Raw genomic sequence first — 21,131 nt, 5'->3', positions numbered from 1 at the left:
GCAAATGACCGTACGTGTAGGCGTCATCGGCGTCGGCTGGATCGGCAAGGAACACATCCGGCGCCTCACCGATACCGTCACAGGTGCCCGCGTCACCGCGGTCACCGACATCGACGCCGCCCGCGCCGAGGAGGCGGCGGCGCCGGTCGGGGCCCGGGTGCTGTCCGATGGCGCGGCCGTGATCGCGGCGGACGACGTCGACGCCGTCCTCGTGACGTCCTGGGGCCCCACCCACGCCGAGCACGTGCTGAACGCGATCGCCGCCGGAAAGCCGGTGTTCTGCGAGAAGCCCCTCGCCACCACCGCCGAGGACTGCCTGAAGATCGTCGAGGCCGAGACGGCACACGGCCGCCGCCTGGTCCAGGTCGGCTTCATGCGCCGCTACGACGCCGGCTACCGGCAGATGAAGCAGGTCATCGACTCCGGCCGCATCGGCGAGCCGCTGATCGTGCACTGCGCCCACCGCAACCCGACCGTCCCGGAGTCGTACACCTCCGGCATGGCCGCGCTGGACACGGCCGTGCACGAGGTGGACGTGCTGCGCTGGCTGCTCGACGACGAGATCGTCTCCACCCAGGTGATCACACCGCGCGCCACGAGCAAGCGGTTCGAGCACCTCAAGGACCCGCAGATCATGCTCTTCGAGACCGCCAAGGGCGTCCGCATCGATCTGGAGGTCTTCGTCAATTGCCAGTACGGCTACGACATCCAGTGCGAGGCGGTGGGCGAGGAGGGCCTCGTACGGCTGCCCGACCCGGCCGCCGTCGGCGTGCGCACCGCCGCTCGGCACAGCACCGAGGTGCTCACGGACTGGGTGAGCCGCTTCCGGGACGCCTTCGACACCGAGTTCCGCGAGTGGATCGCGGGCATCGCCGCCGGCGACGAGCCCACCGGGCCCTCGGCCTGGGACGGCTACGCCGCCACCGTCATCACCACCGCGACCGTCGAGGCCCTGGAGTCGGGCCGCGTCATCGCCACCGACCTCAAGCCCCGACCTGCCTTCTACGGAGGTGCCGCGTGAAAATCGCCCTCGACCCGTACATGCTCCGCGCGCTCCCCATCGACGAGATGGTGCGCACGGTCGCCGAACTCGGCTACGAGTACCTTGAGTTGTCGCCCCGCGACGACTTCATGCCGTTCTTCCTGCACCCGCGCCGACGACGAGCGGATCGGGGAGCTGAAGAACTCCCTGCGCACGCACGGCGTCCAGCTGTCCTCCGTGCTGCCGCTGTACAGGTGGTCGTCGCCGGACGAGACCGAGCGGCAGGCCGCCGTGCGGTACTGGAAGCGGATGATCGAGATCACCGCCGAACTCGAATGTCCGCTGATGAACTCGGAGTTCAACGGCCGCCCCGAGCGCGCCGCCGAGAGCGAGGCGGCCTTCTGGCGCTCGCTGGAGGAGCTGCTCCCGGTGTTCGAGCGCGAAGGCATCGCTCTGAACCTGGAGGCGCACCCGGACGACTTCTGCGAGGAGAACACCCCCGCGGTCGACCTCGTGCGGGCGATCGACAAGCCGTGGGTGAACTACCTCTACTGCGCGCCGCACTCCTTCCACCTGTCGGGCGCGGACCCGACGGCGGACATCGCGGCGATGATGCGCTACGCGGGCGACAAGCTCCAGCATGTGCACATCGCGGACTCCTTCAACCACAAGGGCTCCTCCGGCCTGCGCTACATCCTCAACCCGCCCGGCACCCCGGCCCGGATCCACCAGCACCTGGACATCGGGCAGGGCGAGGTCGACTGGGACGCCTTCTTCGGCACGCTGCGCGAGCTGAACTTCGACGGCCTCGCCACGGCCTGTGTCTTCGCCTGGGAGGAACGGGCCCGCGAGTCCTCGGCGTTCATGCTGGACCGCATCCGCAAGGAGCTGGCCGCGTAGCAGTACGCCGGGCCCCGGCCCCGGCGACACTCACCGGCGGCCCTCGGGAGCGCGGCGGTCCGTCCTGCGGTGAGCCAGCCACAGGGCGACCTCCGCCGAGATCGGCTGCCCGGTCTCCAGTTCGACGAAGCCGAACTGGCCGCCCTGGTTGCACTCCAGGAACCACCAGATGCCGTGCTCGTCCTCGGCGAAGTCGAAGGCGGCGTACGCCAGTCCGGCGAGGGTGACGTACTCGTGCACCGCCTTGCCGATGCGTTCGGGGACCGGGACCGCCTCCCAGGCGTGCCCGGTGTCGCCGTAGCGGCCGTCGACCTGGCCCGGTTCGGCGGTCTTGCGCGCGGCGAACAGCCGGGTACCGACGCAGGTCAGCCGGATGTCGGCCCGCTTGGGTACGTACCGCTGGAGCAGCGCGGGCCCGGCCGCGACCGCGGAGAAGTCCGCGTCGGAGCCGACGAGGGTGGTCGGCAGGGCCGGCGCGGGGTCGCCGGGCGGCGGCCCCGAGGCGGACTTCACCACCACGTCCCGGTACTCCTCGGCGAACTCCCGCGCCAGCCGGGGTGACGTGGTGAAGACCGTCGGCGGTACGGCGAAGCCGCTGAGGTGGGCGACCCTCAACTGCCAGGGTTTCAGCCGGGCCTGGTCGGCGTTGCGCGGATGGTTCATCCACCGCGCGGCGGCGGAGTGGAGCATCCCGTACAGCGCCTGCCGGGTCTCGGCGGTCAGCCACGGTGAGGGGTCGGCCGCGTGCGCCGCCGGTTCGCCGGGCCTGCGCACCCAGATGGAGCGCAGGCCGCTCATGCTGAGCACATGTCCGTTGACCGACAGGTGCCCGTCGAAGTCACCATGGGCGTAGTCGGCGGACAGCACGGCCTTGCCCGGCAGGTCGGCGGGGTCCAGCCGCAGCACGGGAGTCCCTGTCCCGTGCAGCCTGGCCACCACCATGTCGGCGGTCACGTCCTCTTCGCACGTCAGGATCAGTACGGTCATTCGCGTACGGATCGTCAGTCGTCGAAGTGGGTGGCGGATCCGGCGGTGGACGTCGTGGTGCCGACCGCGAGCAGCAGGTCCGGGTCACTGACGGCGGGGCGGCCGTCGGGCAGCACGTTCAACTGGCGGGCCGGGTCGAAGTGATACGGCGTCACCGCGTGGGAAAGACTGCTGGGGAGGGTGTAGTTGAGGGTGAACGGTCGCTTGGTGAACCTCCTGTGAAGTGCGCGTGAATCACCGTCACTTACGCGCCTTTTCTGTAAGGAATTCATCACTTTCCGCCACATCGGCGTGAAGGTCGTCACACCTGTCGCACCTCTCGCCCGGATTCCCTGACTCGTCAACAGAAGTCCTTGACGCTGAACCGTTTCATTGCTTCTCTCGAAACACAGTTCTACATGGGAGCGCTCCCAACCCCCACGTGAAAGGGATCCCCGTGCAGACAACCCCCCACCCCAGACGCACCCTTTCAATCCTTCTCACCGCAGCGCTCGTCGCCTGCCTGCTCTCCCTGTCCTGGGCGGGCGGCTCTCCGGCGCGGGCAGCGGCCGGTGACGGTTCGGTGTCCGACCCCAACATCGTCTACGTAGGCCGCTGGGACACGAGTTCGGGCACCGCCGCCGTGCCCCACTGGTCCGGCGCGTACCTTCAGACGGCCTTCACCGGCACCACGGTGAAGGTCAGGGCGAGGGACGCGGTCAACTTCTACGCGAGCGTCGACGGCGGACCCGACGTCTTCCACGCCGGCGTGCGCGGAACGGTGAACCTCACTCCCCAGCCCCTGTCCCCCGGCACCCACACCCTGCGGATCTCCTACCGCTCCGGCGACACCGTCTTCCAGGGCCTGGTACTGGACCCCGGCGCGCGCACGGTCAGTCCGACCGTGCCGTCAGGGGTGGTCGAGTTCGTCGGGGACTCCATCACCGCCGGCGCCCTCACCGACCGGCTGGCACTGGACTCGTACGCCTGGAAGACGGGCGAGCGGCTGGGGATGCGGCACACCAGGATCGCCCGCGCGGGCTACTGCCTGGTCGCCCAGTCCGGTTGTACGGGCCTGAGCGGCCAGTACTTCAGGACCGGCAGCACCGGCGACCAGAGCTGGGACTTCTCCCGCTACGGGGCGAGCGCGGTCGTCGTCAACCTGGGCACCAACGACATCGGCCACGGCGTGTCCGGCTCCGCCTTCCAGGCGGCGTACACCAAGTTCCTGAGCGACGTGCGCGCCAAGCACCCCCAGGCGCGCCTCTTCGCCGTGCAGACGCTCAAGAAGCGCTACGTGACGGAGACCAGGGCCGCCGTCAGCGCCCGCAACAACTCCGGTGACGCCAAGGTGCACTACGTCGACACCACGGGCTGGCTCACCGACGGCACCGACTACGAGGACGGCAACGGCCATCCCAACGAGGCGGGACACACCAAGTTCGCGGGCCGCCTGGCGCCCGTCATCGCCGACCGACTGGGCAGTGCCGCCGACGTGTCCACCAAGGCCGCGGCTCCCGGCCAGCCCGGCGACCCCAACATCAAGTTCGTCGGCCGCTGGGACACCCGGAGCTCCAGCACCCTCTACACCCCGTACTGGGCCGGCGCGTACTACCGGGTCGGGTTCACCGGCCGCACGGTCAAGCTCAAGCAGCGGAACACGATCGACTTCTGGGCGCGCATCGACAACGGGCCGGTGAAGTTCTACGACGACGTCAAGGGCACCGTGGACCTGACCCCGACGGCCCTGGCCTCCGGAAACCACACGCTCCAGGTCAACTACCAGGTGGTCGCGGGCTCGTACCGCGGCGACGCCGTCTTCCAGGGGCTGGTCCTCGACAGCGGCGCGACCACCTTCGCACCGTCGGCTCCCGCCAAGGTGATCGAGTTCGTCGGCGACTCGATCACGGTGGGCACCACGACCTCGCAGAACGCCCGTACCGCGTACGGCTGGCTGATCGGCGAACGGCTCGGTGCGGAGCACACCCAGATCGCCCAGGGCGGTGCCTGTCTGGTCGCCACGGCCGACGGATGCGTGGGCCTGGAGCAGCAGTTCACCAGGCTCAATCCCAACTCCCCCACCCCCGACTGGGACTTCTCCCGCTACCAGGCGGACGCGGTCGTCATCAACCTGGGCACCAACGACGTGGGGCACGGCGTCAGTTCCACGCAGTTCCAGCCGGCGTACACCAGCCTGCTGCGCAAGGTCCGCGCCGCCTATCCCCGCGCCTGGATCTTCGCCCTGGAGACCTTCCGCGGTCGCTACGTCCCGCAGACCGAAGCGGCCGTCAAGGCGGCCGTCGACGGCGGTGACACCCGGGTCTCGTTCGTCGACACGACGGGCTGGCTCGGCTCCGGCGATCTGACGGACTCCGTCCACCCGAACGACCAGGGCCACCGCGTGATCGCCGACCGCCTGGCACCGATCATCGCGGCGAGAATCGGCGGCTGACGGATGCGCCTGCGACAGACGTGATCTCAGGCGGTCGGCATTCCTCCGCCCTGGAGCCGTTCCAGGTCGGAGGGGCGGACCTGGATGACGAGGAGGGCGATCACCGCGGCGATCGCGGTGCAGATCGCGGCCGTGATGAAGGCGGCGGAGACTCCAGCGGTAAGGATCTCGTCGGCGTACTGCGCGGGGAGCTGCCCGGTGCGTTCGAAGCGCAGCCGCTCCCCGGGGGTCGCCTGGGACATGAAGGCGGGGATCTGTTGGTCGGCCTCGTTGCGGCTGGCCGTACCGAAGACCGTGACCAGTATGGACAGCCCGAGGGAACCGCCCACCTGTTGGGTGGCGTTGAGGAGTCCGGAGGCGGCGCCCGTCTCCCGGGTGGCCACGTTGGACAGCGCCATCAGGGTCAGCGACACAAACTCCATGCCCATACCGAGGCTGAACACGAGGATCGGGCCGAGGATGCTGCCGGCGTAGGTGGAGTGGACGTCGGTCAGGGTCAGCCAGGCGAGGCCGGTGGCGGCCAGGATGGCGCCGGTCACCATGAAGGGTTTTGGCCCGTACTTCGGCAGGAGTTGGGAGGCGAGCCCCGCGCCCACCGCGATGACGGCGCTCACCGGGAGGAAGGCAAGGCCGGCCTGGAGCGGGCTGAAGTCCAGCACGTTCTGGACGAAGAGGGTGAGGAAGAAGAACATGCCGAAGATCGCGGCGGCGAGGCTCAGCATCATGCCGTAGGTGCCCGCCCGGTTGCGGTCCGCGAACATGTGCAGGGGTGTGATCGGCTGCCGGGAGCGCCGTTCGATCAGAACGAACGCGAGCAGCACGACGACGGCCGCCCCGAACGCGGCCAGGGTGAGCGGGTCCCGCCAGCCGTCCTGCGCGGCCCGGATGAAGCCGTACACCAGCAGCACCATGCCGATGGTGGAGGCCAGCGCGCCCGCCAGGTCGAAGTGACCGGGGTGGCGCTCGGACTCCCGGATCCAGCGCGGGGTGGCGAGCGCGATGAGCAGCCCGATGGGCACGTTGACGAACAGCACCCAGCGCCAGTTCAGCCACTCGACCAGGATGCCGCCGGCCAGCAGCCCGATCGCGCCGCCGCCCGCCGAGACCGCGGCGAACACCCCGAACGCCCTGTTGCGTGCGGGCCCTTCGGGGAAGGTCGTGCTGATCAGGGCGAGGGAGGTCGGGGACGCGATGGCGCCGCCGACGCCCTGCAGGGCACGAGCGGCGAGGAGTTGCCACTCGTTCTGGGACATGCCGCCGAGCAACGAGGCGAGTACGAAGAGCAGTACGCCGAAGATGAAGACGCGCCGTCTGCCGAGGATGTCGCCCATCCTGCCGCCGAGCAGCAGCAGTCCGCCGAAGGTGAGCGTGTAGGCGTTGATCACCCAGGACAGGCTCGTGGTGGAGAAGTCGAGCGAGCGCTGGATGTCCGGCAGGGCGATGTTCACGATGGTGATGTCGAGCACCACCATCAACTGGCAGGAGGCGATGACCAGCAGCGCCATACCGCTGCCCCGGCCATCGCCCGGCCTCTGCTCCGGGCTGGTGGTCCGCGTTTCGGGTGTGGGCTCGGGATTGCTCATCGCATCGCGCCCTCGGACGAGGGTCAAGTGGCTGGTGCGCGCACCATTCGACCGTACGCCGCCATCAAGGTGACCTCCAGTCGATCACCTTGCGGCCCGGTCCACGCCACGGCCACCCTCTGAAAGGCCGTGGCTAAATCGTTTCAATTCCTCGCCCACCTCATCCCGACCATGGGCATTGACCGCATCCGACGCGGAACCCCAACCTCCGGGCAATCGGCTTGAAACCTTTCACGAACGAACCGAACCGAGGGTGCACCATGTCCTGGGACCTGTCGCGTCGAAGACTTCTGCAGTTGGGCGGAGTCACGGCCGCCTCCGTCGTCCTGACCGGCCCCCGGGCCCTCGCCGCCGCTCCGTCGGCCGCCGCCACGGTGGGGCAGCCGCCCGCGCCGAGCGGAATGCCGGCGGATCTGCTGCCGCAGGCACTGGGCACGAGCGCCGGGCAACGCCCCCGGTTCAGCTGGCAGATGCCGGACTTCGGTGCCGGAACCGTCCAGCAGGCCTACCAGCTGCAGCTGGCCGCCACTCCGGCCGGCTTCGAGGAGGACCGGCTGATCTGGGACTCCGGCAGGCAGGAGTCCGCCGCCTCCACCGCCGTACCGTACGGCGGGCCGGCCCTGGAGCCCCGTACCGCCTAACTGGTGGCGGGTGCGAAGCTGGGGCGAGAAGCGGTCCGCCTGGTCCCGGCCCGTGCTGCTGGCCACCTCGGTCGAGGACGAGTGGAAGGCCGAGCCGATCTGGGTGCCGGCCGGACCGGTCATGACCGACGGCACCCTGAGCACCCGCCTGAAGATCACCACCGTGGCCGCGGGACTGTGGTTCCGCGCCGCCAACACCGCCAACAACTACATGTGGCAGCTGCGCGCCGGCAGCCCCGGCGTGCTGCGCGAGCACGTCTGCGTGAACGGCACCTACTCGGTCCTCGGCGAGGTCCGGCTGCCCTTCGCGGTCGCCACCGGGGAGTGGCTCGACGTCTCCGTCACCATGACCGGGACCACCTTCACCACCACCGTGAACGGCACCGCCGTCGACACCACCACCGACAGCCGCTACGCCTCCGGCAACATCGGTCTGCGCAACGGCCTGACCGAGTCCCAGGTGTACGACCGGGTCACCTTCACGGCCGCCGACGGCACCGTCCTGCTCGACGACGACTTCGCCTCCGACAAGGGCACCTTCTCCGCGGGCACGGTCTCCGGCGGCACGCTCACCTTCCCCACCGGCGCCTCCTCGCTCTCCTCCTACGGGGCCGACAACACCTGGGCGCTGCTGCGGCACGAGTACGCCACGGACTCCGGCAAGGACATAGCCGCGGCCGTCCTCTACGTGGCGGCGACCTCGCCCGATCCCGCCCGTCAGTACGTGGCCAAGGTGTGGAGCAACGGCACCGTGGTCGGCCACGCCTCCGTGCGTTCCGGCTCCGGGACCGCCTACCAGGCGTTCGACATCACACCCACCCTGCGCGCGGGCGGCGGGGAGAACGCGCTCGCCGCGCTGTGCTGGACCACCTCGCAGCAGAAGTTCTGGCCCAGCTGGAGATCACCTACACCGACGGCAGCCGGGCCACCGTCTCCTCCGGCGACCACTGGAAGGCGCGCCGCCAGGCCGGACTGCTGCCCGCGAAGGGCAGCGCCGGCAGCAGCTACTTCACCGTCCCGCAGGAGTACTGGGACCTGCGCCGGGAGCCCGTCGGCTGGACGGAACCGGGCTTCGGCGACGGCGACTGGCACGCGGCGCGCGTCCGCCCCGCCATCGACGGACTCACCCCCGCACTGATCGAGCCGGTCCGGCTGCACGACGTCACCCCGGCGTCCGTCGCCAAGGCCGCCGACGGCCGCTGGCTGGTCGACCTCAGCCGGGAGATCGTCGGCGGGCTCGCCCTGGAGGTCACCCGCAGCACGGGCGACACCGTCGAGGTGCGGCTCGGCGAGGAGCTGAACGCGGACGGGACGGTCAAGTACCAGCTGCGCGCCACCAACACCTACCGCGAGCTGTGGACCCTGCGCGACGGCGCACAGCGCTTCGAGCACTGGGGCTACCGCGGCTTCCGCTGGGCCGAGCTGCGCACGTCCGTGGACCTGTCGAAGGCCGTCGTCACCGGGCGCGCCTGGAAGCTGGACTGGGACGACGCGCACGCCTCCTTCCGCAGCTCCGACCCCGACCTCGACCGCGTCTGGGAGCTGTGCCGCTACTCGATCGAGGCCACCCGCGGCGACGTGTACGTGGACACCCCGACCCGCGAGCGCGGCCCGTACGAGGGCGACGCCCTGATCAACCAGCTCTCCGAGTACGGCGTCCAGCGCTCCTACGCCCTGGCCCGCTGGTCCAACGACTACCTGGTCCGCAAGGGCACCTGGCCCACCGAGTACCGGCTGATGTGCGCGATCTCCGCGTGGGAGGACTACCTCGCCACCGGCGACGACCGGCAGCTCGCCAAGGACTACGACCTGCTCGCGGCGAAGAACCTCACCACCTATCTGGACTCCCAGGGACTGGTCCGCAAGGCCCCCGGCAACACCAGCCGGGATCTGGGCGACCTCGTCGACTGGCCGGCCGCCGGCCGCGACGGGTACGTCTTCACCAACGTCAACACCGTCGTCAACGCCTTCCAGTACGCGGCCTTCGACGCGCTCGCCCACTGTGCCGAGGCCTTGGGCAAGTCCGAAGACGCCGAGGCCCTGCGCGGCCGCGCCGACACCCTCGCCAGGGCCATGCGCGACACCCTGCTCGACGCCTCGGCCGGCCGGTTCCTCGACGGCGTGGGCACCTCCCACAGCGCCCAGCACGCCACCGCCTTCCCGGTCGCGCTCGGCGTCGCGGAGTCCCTCGACGCCGAGGTCCTGGCCAGGCTCGGCGACACCCTCGCCGCGGGCGGCATGAAGGTGAGCGTGTACGGCGCCCAGTTCCTCCTCGACGCCCTCTTCCGCCTCGGCCGCGCGGACGCCGCGCTGGCGCTGCTCACCTCCTCGGCCACCAACTCCTGGCTGCACATGCTGGACGCGCTGAAGGCGACCATCGTCACCGAGGCGTGGGATCCCGCCCTGAAGTCCAACATGACCTTCTCGCACGCCTGGGCCTCCGCACCCGCCAACGCGGTCGCCCGGCACATCCTCGGCGTCCAGGTCAGCAAGCCCGGCGCGGCGGAGTTCCTGATCCGCCCGAGGACCGGCCTGCTGGCGGAGGTCGAAGGGACGGTCCCCTCCGTGCGCGGGCCCGTGTCGGTGGCCGTACGCCGCTCCGGCGCCACGCACGCGGTACGGGTGACCGTGCCGCCGAACTCACGCGCCGTCCTGGAGGTGGAGATCGGGGACGCCGATCCGTCGGCGTACCGCGTGACGGCGACGCCTCCGGGCGGCCAGGGCCGCGTGACGGTCGAGCCGTTCACCGGTCTCACGGGCACGGTGCTGCGGATCGGTCCGGTCGGCTCGGGTACGGCGGAGGTCGAGCGCGTGTCCTCGTGAACCAGGGCCTGTCCGGCGGATCGGGCCGGCTGCAAGAAGCGGTGCTTTGCAGCCAGCCGAGCGGGGCCTGGTGCGTGCAGCTGCAAGGCGGAGGAGGCTGTGACATCAGCCGCTACCGCGGCGGGCGACGCGGAGCGATGGGGGCCCCTCCCGCTTGAGCGAAGTCGAGAGTGGGGGAGACCGACGACAACGCGGCTGGGTCCCCCCTCTGGGGGAGCGCGTGCCAGGCCCCGCGCCGCCGGCATGATCCGCCGGACAGGCCCTGGGTCAGCGGCCGGTGCGGATGAGTCCCGTCAGATAGCGCCACAGCGAGGAGCGCTGCCGGGCGGCCGGGGCGGGCAGCACCGACTCGGCGTCCGGCTCGGCGCTCTCCGGTGCGGAGGCTGACGTCGGCGGCCGCCCGGCGCGCTGACGGGGCATCGGCGCGAGTTCGTACCGTACGGGCAGTGAGCGCAGGCCGCGCATGAACGGCGAGGAGCGCCACGGCAGTTGGTCGGCCGGGAGGGCGAGGTCCAGATGGGAGAACCGCTCGAAGAGCCGGCCCACACCCACCGCCGCGACCGTGGACGCGAGCTCGCGCGCCGGGCACTGGCGGCGGCCCGCGCCCCAGGACAGGTGCGCCCGGGTGCTGATGGTGCTGCTCGCCGCCACATGGTCGGCGAAGAGCGGGTCGGCGTGCGCGGCGGCGGAGGAGACCCAGACCGGATCGCCCGCCCGGATCGTGTAGTTGCCGAGCGCGGTGTCCTGGGCGGCGAAGCGCGGTACGAAGTTCACCAGCGGCGGCTTGCGCATGACCACCCGGTTCATGGTCTCCCTGATCATCCCAACGGACAGGCTGGCGCGCACGCCGCCGTCGCCGTCACCGGAGATGACCTCGACCACCGTGTTGGACATGAGGATCCCGACGTGGTCGGAGGTCATACCGAGCAGCATGAACAGCTCACGGGCCAGCTCGTCCAGCGAGAGGTCGGGATGCGCGGCGAGAAGGTTGGAGGGGAAGTCGTCCCCCGGCTCCTTCAGCTTCACGGCCGCCAGTTCCGCGAGCGTCGCCAACAGGCGCTCCAGGGCGGGCTCCGCGTCCGGACCGGCGTCCAGGACCCGCCACATGTCCATCAGCGCGTCGTCGCCCTGGGAACCGGGGAAGCCGAGCAGATGACTGGCCACCATCAGCGGCAGTGGCCGGGAGAACTGCGCGGACAGGTCCGCCACACCCGTGCCGCCGCCCTGTCCGACCAAGGTGATCAGTTCGTCGGCGTAGGCGGTGACGGCCGCCTTCAGCCGCTTCGCCTGCGGGTGGCCGGGCTCCTGGAAGGGCTTGAGCGCGGCGTCCCAGGCCGTCCGCAGCGTCCCGTATCCGGGGCCGCCCTGGATCAGCACATGGTTGACCTCCAGGGACGGCCCGAGCGGCCAGTCGGCGGGGACTTCGCCCGCCGAGCGGGCCCGCCAGTTCTCCAGCCCCTTCGGCCAGCCGTCGTCGTCCTGGAGGACCTGCAGCGCCTCCCGGTAGCCGAGGACCAGCCAGGCGGGCACACCCAGCAGATCGACCGGTGCGACGGGGCCGTGCCGCTGCCTCAGCCGCTCGTACACGAGCGAGGGACGCGTCTCGTAATCGCGGGTCAGCAGCGGTTCGGGAGCCAACTCCTCCAACCTGGTGCCGTCGACGCCCACGGATCCGCTCTCACCCCACTGGGATTCCATCTGCCTGCCGCCCCTCCGACACTCACCGCACCGGCGCACTACCAGTCAGTAGCCGGCAACGCCGGTGACCCTACCCCAGGGGGCACTTGCGGGTGAACGACGGGTGCGGTGGCCGTCAGCCGGGCCCCGGCGGGATGTTCTGTTACGCTCCCCGGGCCTCCCGCGGGGGAAGTCCGGTGAGAGTCCGGCGCTGACCCGCAACGGTGTGCGCGGGGACCCTGTGGTCCGTCGCGTGAGCCCGATCGCCCGTGGTGGGTGCGACCCGTTGACTGCTCGCCGTGGACTGCGAGAGGGGACCGCGCGGCCGGCACGGTCGTACGGGCCGTCTCCTGATCGATGTTCACAGGCGGCCCCAGGCGAAGGACCGCCCGCCCGTGCACCGAAGTAAGACCCGGACAGTGAGACCGAGACCGGGTGCGTCACGACTGCCCGATGCCTCACGCGTATCCGTGGTGTCGCTCGTCCTCGCGCTGGGGCTCCTGCTGCTCGTCTCGCTCGTGTGCGGTGTCGGGCTCGGGGCCGCCGGTATCGGATGGGGCGATGTCTTCCGGCTGCTCGGGGCGGGGCTGACCGGTGGGACCATCGACGCCGGGGATGTCGCCGCGTACACCATCGTCTGGGAGATCCGGCTGCCGCGCGTCGTGCTCGGTGCGGTGGTCGGGGCCGGGCTCGCGACGGTCGGGGTGGCCGTGCAGGCGATGGTGCGCAACGCGCTCGCGGATCCGTTCGTGCTGGGCATCTCCTCGGGCGCCGCGGTGGGCGCCAACGCCGTGATCCTGCTGGGGGCGTTCGCGGGGCTCGGGGTCTGGGCGCTGTCCCTGTCGGCGTTCGGGTCGGCGCTCGCGGCGACGGCGCTGGTGTATGCCGTGGCCCGGTCGCCGCACGGCCTCACCCCGCTGCGGCTGATCCTGACCGGGACGGCACTGGCGTACGGCTTCGAGGCCGTCACCACCGTCATGGTGTTCGGCGCGGCCCGGGGTGAGGCGGCACGGTCGGCGATGATGTGGCTGCTCGGAAGCCTGGGCGGCGCGACCTGGGCCCAGGTGCCGCTCGCCGCGGTGACCGTGGCGGCCGGGTGGGCGTGGCTGCGGTGGCGGGCCGAGGCCCTCAACGCCCTCGCGATGGGGGACGAGACGTCCGCCGCGCTCGGCGTCCAACCGGCGTGGCTGCGCAGGGAGTTGTTCCTCGTCACCGCCGCCGTGACGGGAACCGTCGTCGCGGTCAGCGGGGCCATCGGGTTCGTCGGACTGATGGTGCCGCATGTCGTACGGATGATGGTCGGCGCCGATCACCGGCGGGTGCTGGTTGTGGCGCCGTTCACCGGGGCGGTGCTGCTGGTGTGGGCGGATCTGCTGTCACGGCTCCTCCTCGCCCCCGCCGAGCTGCCCGTCGGGGTGATCACGGCCGTCGTCGGGGTGCCCGCGTTCGTGCTGCTGATGCGGCGCGGCGGCTATGCGTTCGGAGGTCGGTGAGGATGCGGCTCGACATCGAGGGGATCACGGTCGAGGCCGCCGGGACACGACTGGTCGACGACATTCGACTCGCCGTGGACAGCGGGGCGTTCGTCGGGCTCGTCGGCCCGAACGGCAGCGGCAAGTCCACGCTGTTGCGCTGCGTGTACCGGGCGCTGCGTCCGGCCGCGGGCGTGGTGCGGCTCGACGGGGACGACGTGCACGCCATGGCACCGCGGGCCGCCGCCCGGGTGCTGGCCGCGTTGCCGCAGGAGTCGTCGGCCGAGTTCGACTTCACGGTCGCGGAGGTGGTGGCCATGGGGCGGCTGCCGCACCGGGACCGTACGGCCGTGTCGGACCGGGAGATCTGTGCTGCCGCCATGGAACGCACAGGCGTCACCCACCTCGCCGACCGCGGGTTCCTCGCCCTGTCCGGCGGCGAGAAGCAGCGCGTGCTCATCGCCCGCGCGCTCGCCCAGCAACCGCGGGTGCTGGTCCTGGACGAGCCCACCAACCACCTCGACATCGCCCACCAGTTGGACGTGCTGTCCCTGGTGCGGGCCAGCGGCCTGACCGTGCTGGCCGCCCTGCACGACCTCAACCTGGCCGCCGCTCACTGCGACGTCCTGTACGTCGTCGAGTGCGGCCGGGTCGTCGCCTCCGGCGCCCCGCACGACGTCCTTCAACCCACCCTGCTCGCCGAGGTGTTCGGGGTCCGTGCCCATCCGGTACGGCATCCGGAGACCGGCGTGGTCCAGCTCCTGTTCGACCTCCTGCCTCAAGGAACAACCACATGCGCAAGCTCGTAGCCACCGCCCTCTGCCTCGTCGCCACCGCCACCGCGACCGGCTGCGGAGCCACGGTGGAGAAGCCGACGGACTCCAAGTCCTCCGCGGTCACCCTCACCAACTGCGGTCGCGAGGTGACGTACGACAAGGTGCCCGAGCGCGTGGTCACCAACGACGTCGGCATCACCGAGCTGATGTTCGCCCTCGGTCTGGAGGACCGCATGGCGGGGTTCGCCATGCCCGACGACAAGGGCGATCTGAGCGGTGTGCCGTGGAAGGGCGGCTACGGCAAGGTGAAGTGGCTGTCGAAGGACCAGCTCACCAAGGAAAACGTCCTCGACGCCCGCGCCGACCTCGTCTTCGCCGGCTGGAACTACGGCTTCCGCGAGGACAGCGGTTTCACCCCCGACGCCCTGAAGAAGCTCGGCATCCCCTCGTACGTCCTCACCGAGTCCTGCCACAACGGCCGCACGGAGACCTCGCGCGGCATCATGCCGCCCCTGGACGCCCTGTACGCCGACCTCACCAACCTCGGCAAGCTGTTCGGCGTCGAGAAGCGGGCAGCCACGCTGATCGCCGACTTCAAGAAGGAGATCGCCGAGGTGCGGGCGAAGGCCCCCACGGGCGCCGACCGGCCGAAGGTGTTCCTGTACGACAGCGGCCAGGACCAGCCCTTCACGTCCGGCCGCTACGCCGCGCCCGAGCAGATCATCAGCGAGGCCGGCGGGACCAACGTCATGCACGACGTCCAGGACTCCTGGACCACCGTGGGCTGGGAGAGCGTCGTACAGCGCGACCCCGACGTCATCGTGATCTGCGACTACGGGGACGTGAGCGCCGAGCAGAAGAAGAAGTTCCTGCTCTCCTACGCGCCCCTGCGGAACGTCTCCGCCGTCAAGCACAAGCGGATCTTCGTCCTCGACTACGTCGACCTGGTCGAGAGCCCCCGCAACCCGTCGGCCATCGCCCGGCTCGGCACCTATCTGCGGACGGTCGCCGGGGAAGGGTGATCGCCGGGACGTCACCGCTCGAAGTGGCTCGGTCCGCCGTCGCGGCGGATGAGGCGGCCGAGGGCGTCAGAGTCCACGTGCCGTGGTGCCGTGGTGCCGTGGTGGACGTGGTGGACGTGGGCGCGTTTGGCGTCGTGGGGGAGGTCGCCGAGGACGTCACGCAGGTCGAAGACGGAGAGGCGGTGCAGGTGGGTCCAGTACGAGCGTCGTGGCCGGTGCGCGGGATGTCGCCGGTGCACTCGTTGGCGGGTGCCACGTTCACGGTGCTCATGTCGAGGATCGCCACGAACGACAGCGCGCCCGCCACGGCCACGAGAACCCAGCCGTCCGTCACTCTCGCGCCCCCTCGGATGGTCGGCTGCCGGACAGCAGCCTCGTTCCAGGTCGGGGGCGCTGGGGGCTGAGTTCCCGGGCGTGGTCGAAGAGTTGATCGACTCGGAGTCGGTGCTCCGGTACGGCGTCAGGCCGTGGTGATGCCGTCCAGCTTGCCGGACTTGGCGTCCGCGACCAGTGACGAGAACTGATCGGCGCTCATCTGCACGCGCTGCCCGAAGTCGTCCGTGAGGATCACCCGACGCTCGGCCGGGGCGGCGGGGTCGACGAACAGTTGCGGACAGCCGCAGTCGCAGTCGCCGCAGAAGGTCGCCACCGGGGCCAGGCCGTTCATGCCTTCGATCTCGCTCATAGTTCCCACAGCCTTTCGCGATCGTGGGCGCTCACCGGTGTGACGCCCGGGACCAGCCCCCAAGACACCGCTCGGGGCCGACATAGGGATACCCGTACTGGCCGGCTCCACCGGCCCGTCCATGCCCGCTTGCGCGTCGGGCCCGTCCTGCACGTCCGGGCCGTCTGCCGGCGCTCGGTGGTCGGTGGGCGGTGGGCGGTGGGCGGTGGGCGAAGGCGATCAGTGGGGCTCCGGCCAGCGGATGGTCCGCCACCGTCGCCCGTACGCCGAACACCTCGGCCGACAGGGCGGGTTGCAGCAACTCCCGGGGCGGGCGCGAGGCGACCACCTGACCGTCGTGCAGAACGTGCGGCCGGTCGCAGACGGAGGCGGCGGCGTTGAGGTCGTGCAGTGACACCAAGGGTGTGCGGCGCAGTGCCCGGAGCAGGGCGAGCAGTTCGACCTGATGGCGGATGTCGAGGTGGTTGGTGTGCTCGTCCAGGGCCAGCACGTCCGGCTGCTGGGCGGAGGCGCGGGCCGGCAGGACGCGTTGGCGTTCGCCACCGGAGAGTTCGGTGAAGCGGCGTCCGGTGTGCCGCTCCATCAGCTCGAAGTCGCCGCCCCGCTCCTGCGGGAGAGCCGCGACATGCCGGGCCGCCTCGGCGGCACTCAGCCGGCGCAGGTCGATGCCGGACTGCGGGACCCGTCCCGTGGCCGGCTTCAGGTGCCGGTAGACGGTGCGCAGGAGCGTGGACTTGCCGCTGCCGTTCCGGCCGACGAGGCCGGTGATCTCACCCTCGGTCGCGAGGAGATGCGCGCCGGCGATGACGGTACGGCCGGCGTAGGCGATGTGCAGGTCCTCGATGTCGATGCTCAACGTCCGCTCCTCCCCCAGATCCTCAACTCCCGCTCTCGTCATGGACGGCGGACAGGTCGGTGACCGGGCTCTTGCTCGTGGCGGCGCAGGCCGTGGGCTTCAGGAAGGTGTGCATGATGCCGGCCGCCTTGAACTCCTCCTCGGTCGGCGCGTCCCGCATACATGCGCCCATGTTCATCGAGGCGAAGGTGTCGATGTACAGGTCGGCGCCGGAGCCGAGGAGTCTCGCCTTGGGGATCACGGTCTCGCCGAGCACCTTGACCTGCTGTGCCCGCGCGTCGAGCCCCCGGCAGGGTGCCTTTGCCGGGCCGGAAGCCGGTGCCGATCACCTTGTCCCCGGCGCCGAGGCGGAGCAGCAGTTGCAGGCTGGAGGCGTTGCTGGTGACGATGTGCTTCGGGGCGTCGGTGAAGGTGGTCCTGGCGCCCGTGCAGTCGGTGACGGTGACCGGGTAGGCGTTTGAGTCGCCGTTGCCAGCCGCGGAGCTCGCCTCCCCACTGCCCCCGCCGTCCCCGCTGCCGCAGCCCGCCGCCAGCAGGCCACCGCGTACGGCCGCCGTCGTACCCCGCCGCACACGAGAACGCATCGAAACTCCCCACGATCCACTGGATGCAGGGGCGGATCTCCGCCGCCCGTTCCAGTAGTCGGGGCGAGGCCGGTGTCGGTTCCCGGCAGGGGGAACCGACACCGGCGTGCCCGTCAGGCGGCCGCGGCCGCCGGTTCAGCCACGGTCACGGCCGCGGCGTCGGCCGCGCCCCCGGCCTCCGCCTCGGTCAGCAGTTCGACGAGGGTCGCCCGGGCGCGGGCGACGCGCGAGCGGACCGTTCCGACGGGGCAGTCGCTCATCTCGGCCGCCTCCGCGTAGGGCAGTCCCACCAGCTGGGTCAGGACGAACGCCTCGCGACGCTCGTCGGGCAGCGCGTCCAGCAGGTCGAGCAGCGCGATGCCGTCGTCGAAGCCGGGCAGGCCGGTCGGCTGGGCGCGTTCCGCCAGCAGCGTCCAGTCGTCGGAATCGCTCAGCCGGGGCCGGGCGGCGGCGTACCGACGACTGTCGATCACGGCGCGGCGCGCGATGGACAGCAGCCACGCGCGCGCCGAGGAGCGGCCCTCGAACCGGTGCAGGCTGCCGAGCGCCCGCAGGAACGTGTCCTGCGCGAGATCGTCGGCGGCCTGCGGATCGGCGGAAAGGTACGCCACATACCGCACGACGTCGCGGTGCAGTGAGCGCACGAAACGGTCGGTGGCGTCCGGGTCACCGCCGCGGGCGGCCAGCGCCCACGCGGTCGTGGACTCGTCACAGGAGGCCGTTTTGGAGGTGTTGTCCGCCTTCGTGCGACTCACGCGGCTCGCGCGTGAGGAAGGCAGGGCAGGAGTGATCACCTGAGTCCTTCTCGGTAGTCCGGACTCCGGAACGGCGGCGGGCACACTGCGGCGTCGCCGCCGGGCACAGGGTCACGTGTGCGCGACGCGTGCGCGACGTGTGCGGGCACGCCGTACCGGAGGTGTCCGGGGATGCAAGGGATTCGGCCGTACGGCGGGTACGGCCGGGGCCCGAGGCACGGTCGGTGTCTACACGCGACACCGGTACGGCCGTCGACGACGAGTCGACGTCCGTGTCCGTACGGCCTCGGCGAACCGGCTGTCTCAGACGACAGCGATCCCCGCCGGAGGCCCCCGAGAAGTGATCGTGTGGACGAGCGGAAGCAGCCGCGGCGCCCGGTCGGAACGGCCGCGACGCGGCCTGAGTCGCGGGCGGGGCGGTGGTACGGGCAGGGCGAGCGACAGCCGCAGCGGGGCGGCCAGCCATCCGGCGACGGCCCGCAGAATGCGGAACGCGGCACGCTCGCCGTGCCCCAGCCACAGACCGCACAGCAGCGCGGCGAGAGTGTGGGCGGCGAACATACCGAACGACCACGTGCCCGCCATGCTGTGGCCCATGGCCATGTGGTCGACGCCCATGTGGTCCATGCCCGTGTGACTCATGTGGCTCACACCCATGTGCCCCATGGACATAGGGGCCATGGAATCCATGGACATGGGATCCATGGAGCCCGCGCCCACGGACATGGAGCCCATGTCGTGCACGGCAGCGGTGGAGGACTGTGCGAACTCGAACGCCGCGTGCAGCCCGCCCTGGGCGACGACCACGACGGATACGACCAGCGGGAGCCCACGCTCCCGGCCTGCCAGGCACCAGCCCGCGCCGCCCGTGAGGACGGCACCGGCCGCCAGCGTCCACCAGGGCACGGTCGCGCCCGACATCAGTACGTGGCCGAGGGCAGCGAGCAGCACACAGACGGACGCGAACACCGCGGCCCGTATCGTGCGCACACCCCACCCAGCAGTCATGACGGCCCTCATCCTCGCATCCGGGGCCCACTCCTCACGGGTGGGTACGCACAACACCCCCGTCCCGCACTCAAGCCCAGCAGAGTGATACAGGACACATCAGCAAGAGGGAACTGGGTGTGCAAGCCGGCCGACAAGTAGAGGTGTGGGGCTGCCCTCACTCGTCCTCGCCGGGGCGGACCACAACCGCCTGCACCTCGATCCGCCCACCGCGCTCGAAGTGGAGCGCGAACGGCACACACGTGCCCGTCCCGTCTGCCACCCCGGCTCAGCGCGCAGCGTCACATCCAGGCCGCCGACGGCCGCCGTCCATCAGCGGCTCCGCCGCGGGCGTCCGCGGCGGAGGTCAGCAGGCTGAACGGCATCCGCATCCGGGCCGCCCCCGCGCCGCCGAAAGAACAGGGCGTACGCGGCCCAGGAGAAGGACACCACCACGCCCAGTAAGACAGCCTGACGAGCTTCTTCATCATCGGGAGTGCCGGTTCTGCCGTGCCGCATGTCCATGTCCCTGCGCCACCTGTGTCCCCCATGTCCGCGCCCCCCGTCACCGCCCGTTCCGGAGCGGTGCATGCCGGGCACGACGGGACCGGTGGCGGCTCCGACGGCGTACGACACCGTGAAGATCAAGGCGAGCAGCACCAGAAACCCGCAGCCGGCCGCCGTCCTCCAGTTCCACGACGTACTCGGCACCCTCCGCCTCGACCTCGCTCAACGCGAGGGGCCCGCGGGCCGAGGGTGGCGGAGACAGGAGGCTACGACCACGAAGGGCCACAAGGCCTGAAGGGCTGTCACAAGGCGTTCCGCGACACCATCGGCACCGCCCTGATGCATCTCGATCATGAACCAGGCCGCGCTGACAAGCATCACCGCGGTCGCCGTGAGCGAGGGCCCGGGCCTGAGTCCCCACGGTGCGACGCCACGGCGATCGGCGGCCAGCACCGGCCACACCGCCAGCAGGGTGAAGCCGACCGCGGCGACCGAGCCGTGGCGCAGCGAGCCGCCGCTGCTCGGCGGTGGGAGCAGAGCCACCACGCACGCCGTCACCCCTCCGGCGCCCAGCGCCACCCGCCCGGGGAGTGCGGCCGGGCGCAGCCCCCAGGCGGTGAGCAGGTGACAGACACCCAGGGCGGCCAGCGCCCCGGTCATCACCCAGAATCCCGCGGCGCCGTAGGCCGCGAGGACGCTGATCGTCTGCGTGGCGGGGTCGTAGGCGGGTCCTTCGAGCAGCGCCGCGATGGTCCATCCCCCGATCAGCACGACCGGCGCACAGCCCGACGAAAGCAAGGCCCATCTTGGGACAGGTTGCATCGAGCCACCGTAAAACGCCCCTTCAGTCGCCCGTCGCGCACACGCCGCGCCATGAGCACACCGTCAGACCACCGTGAGCACAAGGGCACCGGTGTAGGTCGCGCCGGGTGTGAGCGGCTTCTCGGTGCTGTCGACGGTCAGGGGTCACGTTCTTGCCGCGCGGGGCCCGGACGGACGCGTCGGCGGCGAGGGTGAGCCCGGTCAGGTACGAGGTGCCGGTGACCGTCCAGGTGGAGCCGCTGTTCAGCGCCACGATCGCGCCGTTGTTGACGGCGGCCCGCGCGGTGTTGGTCACGATGCCGAGCTCGTGGAAGTTGGAGGCGTCGATCGTGGACACGCGGTGTACGGCCTTCGATGCCGAGATCACCCCCTCCACCGTGGCGTCCTCGAAGGTGAGGACCCTGTTCTTGCCGGCGCCCATGCCGTTGTAGAAGTCGCCCTTCAGCTCGATGGAGGTGAAGGTGGCGGCCGAGTCGGCGGTGTGGACCGCGGTGATGTCGAAGGCGGAGCCCTTCGCCGGCTCGTCGGTGGGCTCGGTGTACACGCCGATGTTCATCATCCTGCCGTCGACATTGACCGGGCCCGGGGGACAGGGAAAGGCCGGGGCGCGGGACCCCGGCCTGTCGGCCACGAAAGGTGGT

17 protein-coding genes, 3 pseudogenes and 1 riboswitch are annotated in these 21,131 nt (G+C 70.9%); of the genes and pseudogenes, 8 read left to right on the top strand and 12 right to left on the bottom strand.

The annotated features are described in order from the left end of the window. The first annotated feature begins 4 nt into the window (after positions 1-4). The gene (locus QQM39_RS41555; RefSeq protein WP_302002733.1) at positions 5-1,021 is read left to right on the top strand and encodes a Gfo/Idh/MocA family protein; all 1,017 of its coding nucleotides are present in this window, start codon (positions 5-7) and stop codon (positions 1,019-1,021) included. Further along, positions 1,018-1,882, top strand: a pseudogene (locus QQM39_RS41550) (sugar phosphate isomerase/epimerase family protein). Before QQM39_RS41555 ends, QQM39_RS41550 begins: the two are co-directional and overlap by 4 nt. Before the next feature lie 30 nt (positions 1,883-1,912). On the opposite strand, the gene QQM39_RS41545 reads toward QQM39_RS41550, so the two are convergent. Both QQM39_RS41545 and tgmA read right to left on the bottom strand, forming a co-directional pair. Beyond that, the gene (locus QQM39_RS41545; RefSeq protein WP_302002732.1) at positions 1,913-2,869 is read right to left on the bottom strand and encodes an MvdC/MvdD family ATP grasp protein; all 957 of its coding nucleotides are present in this window, start codon (positions 2,867-2,869) and stop codon (positions 1,913-1,915) included. Between the two features lie 14 nt (positions 2,870-2,883). Further along, positions 2,884-3,072: pseudogene (gene tgmA, locus QQM39_RS41540) on the bottom strand (putative ATP-grasp-modified RiPP); the annotation flags it as partial. A 233-nt stretch (positions 3,073-3,305) separates the two neighbouring features. Here tgmA and QQM39_RS41535 point away from each other — a divergent pair. After that, positions 3,306-5,300, top strand: coding sequence for a GDSL-type esterase/lipase family protein (locus QQM39_RS41535; protein ID WP_302002731.1), 1,995 nt, complete (start codon positions 3,306-3,308; stop codon positions 5,298-5,300). Positions 5,301-5,326: 26 nt separating this feature from the next. Here QQM39_RS41535 and QQM39_RS41530 read toward each other — a convergent pair whose 3' ends face one another. Next, positions 5,327-6,805 carry an MFS transporter gene (locus tag QQM39_RS41530; protein ID WP_302003909.1) on the bottom strand — a complete coding sequence of 493 codons (1,479 nt, stop codon included), beginning with the start codon at positions 6,803-6,805 and terminating at the stop codon, positions 5,327-5,329. A gap of 338 nt (positions 6,806-7,143) precedes the next feature. Between QQM39_RS41530 and QQM39_RS41525 the strand changes: the two genes are divergently transcribed. Continuing rightward, positions 7,144-7,524 (top strand): hypothetical protein, encoded by a 381-nt coding sequence (locus QQM39_RS41525; RefSeq protein ID WP_302002730.1) that lies wholly within the window; start codon positions 7,144-7,146, stop codon positions 7,522-7,524. Between the two features lie 858 nt (positions 7,525-8,382). Beyond that, positions 8,383-10,347, top strand: coding sequence for a family 78 glycoside hydrolase catalytic domain (locus QQM39_RS41520; RefSeq protein WP_302002729.1), 1,965 nt, complete (start codon positions 8,383-8,385; stop codon positions 10,345-10,347). 267 nt (positions 10,348-10,614) lie between these two features. On the opposite strand, the gene QQM39_RS41515 is transcribed toward QQM39_RS41520, so the two are convergent. After that, positions 10,615-12,045 (bottom strand): cytochrome P450, encoded by a 1,431-nt coding sequence (locus QQM39_RS41515; RefSeq protein ID WP_302002728.1) that lies wholly within the window; start codon positions 12,043-12,045, stop codon positions 10,615-10,617. A gap of 165 nt (positions 12,046-12,210) precedes the next feature. Next, a riboswitch (cobalamin riboswitch) is annotated at positions 12,211-12,293 on the top strand. 201 nt (positions 12,294-12,494) lie between these two features. Here QQM39_RS41515 and QQM39_RS41510 point away from each other — a divergent pair. The 3 genes from QQM39_RS41510 to QQM39_RS41500 are packed head-to-tail and all read left to right on the top strand — an operon-like array spanning position 12,495 to position 15,294. Beyond that, complete coding sequence (locus tag QQM39_RS41510; RefSeq protein WP_302002727.1) at positions 12,495-13,517, top strand: iron ABC transporter permease; 1,023 nt, start codon at positions 12,495-12,497, stop codon at positions 13,515-13,517. 2 nt (positions 13,518-13,519) lie between these two features. Next, positions 13,520-14,305: an ABC transporter ATP-binding protein gene (locus tag QQM39_RS41505; RefSeq protein ID WP_302002726.1), complete on the top strand. Its 786-nt coding sequence runs from the start codon at positions 13,520-13,522 to the stop codon at positions 14,303-14,305. Then, entirely contained in the window at positions 14,290-15,294 is a 1,005-nt protein-coding gene (locus QQM39_RS41500) for an ABC transporter substrate-binding protein (RefSeq protein ID WP_302002725.1), read from the top strand. Before QQM39_RS41505 ends, QQM39_RS41500 begins: the two co-directional genes overlap by 16 nt. Positions 15,295-15,305: 11 nt before the next feature. Here QQM39_RS41500 and QQM39_RS41495 read toward each other — a convergent pair whose 3' ends face one another. From QQM39_RS41495 to QQM39_RS41460, 8 genes and pseudogenes are all read right to left on the bottom strand, one after another. Further along, a complete protein-coding gene (locus QQM39_RS41495) occupies positions 15,306-15,533 on the bottom strand; it encodes a hypothetical protein (protein ID WP_302002724.1) in 228 nt (75 codons plus the stop codon). 221 nt (positions 15,534-15,754) lie between these two features. Continuing rightward, positions 15,755-15,979, bottom strand: coding sequence for a hypothetical protein (locus QQM39_RS41490; RefSeq protein WP_302002723.1), 225 nt, complete (start codon positions 15,977-15,979; stop codon positions 15,755-15,757). 31 nt (positions 15,980-16,010) lie between these two features. Beyond that, a complete protein-coding gene (locus QQM39_RS41485; RefSeq protein WP_302002722.1) occupies positions 16,011-16,835 on the bottom strand; it encodes an ABC transporter ATP-binding protein in 825 nt (274 codons plus the stop codon). A 43-nt stretch (positions 16,836-16,878) separates the two neighbouring features. Continuing rightward, positions 16,879-17,419, bottom strand: a pseudogene (locus tag QQM39_RS41480) (ABC transporter substrate-binding protein); the annotation flags it as partial. A gap of 113 nt (positions 17,420-17,532) precedes the next feature. Continuing rightward, on the bottom strand, positions 17,533-18,174 hold the full coding sequence (locus QQM39_RS41475) for a sigma-70 family RNA polymerase sigma factor (protein WP_302002721.1): 642 nt from the start codon (positions 18,172-18,174) through the stop codon (positions 17,533-17,535). A 303-nt stretch (positions 18,175-18,477) separates the two neighbouring features. Further along, a complete protein-coding gene (locus QQM39_RS41470) occupies positions 18,478-19,182 on the bottom strand; it encodes a hypothetical protein (RefSeq protein WP_302002720.1) in 705 nt (234 codons plus the stop codon). A 708-nt stretch (positions 19,183-19,890) separates the two neighbouring features. Next, entirely contained in the window at positions 19,891-20,490 is a 600-nt protein-coding gene (locus QQM39_RS41465; protein WP_302002719.1) for a DUF998 domain-containing protein, read from the bottom strand. A 22-nt stretch (positions 20,491-20,512) separates the two neighbouring features. Further along, a complete protein-coding gene (locus tag QQM39_RS41460; RefSeq protein ID WP_302002718.1) occupies positions 20,513-21,034 on the bottom strand; it encodes a hypothetical protein in 522 nt (173 codons plus the stop codon). Positions 21,035-21,131: the final 97 nt, after the last annotated feature.

This window comes from Streptomyces sp. DT2A-34, from assembly GCF_030499515.1.
In the GTDB taxonomy this organism is placed as follows: Bacteria; Actinomycetota; Actinomycetes; order Streptomycetales; family Streptomycetaceae; genus Streptomyces.
This window is presented reverse-complemented; position numbering and strand designations above follow the sequence as displayed.